2 tRNA genes are annotated in these 290 nt (G+C 52.4%); both read left to right on the top strand.

The features are described from left to right. Positions 1-18 precede the first annotated feature (18 nt). Positions 19-95, top strand: a tRNA-Ile gene (locus ACQUTD_RS21625). 109 nt (positions 96-204) lie between these two features. Next, positions 205-280: transfer RNA gene (locus ACQUTD_RS21620), tRNA-Ala, on the top strand. The last annotated feature ends 10 nt before the right edge of the window (positions 281-290 follow it).

Here is a 290-nt window from a genome sequence, read left to right as displayed (position 1 = left end):
GAGCAGTAAAACCTCTACAGGCTTGTAGCTCAGGTGGTTAGAGCGCACCCCTGATAAGGGTGAGGTCGGTGGTTCAAGTCCACTCAGGCCTACCAAATTCGCTCCGTACTTTGTAGTGGCAAAGTTCGCATACATGAGTATGCTTAAACTTAACCACGCCTCGATCGGAAACGAATTAGGGTTGAGGTTTGACTACATCTGTATGGGGCTATAGCTCAGCTGGGAGAGCGCCTGCCTTGCACGCAGGAGGTCTGCGGTTCGATCCCGCATAGCTCCACCATACTCTGCTC

It is taken from the genome of Enterobacter sp. K510 (genome assembly GCF_055804875.1).
The sequence above is the reverse complement of the archived record's forward strand: the minus strand, read 5'-3'. Positions and strand labels throughout refer to the sequence as shown.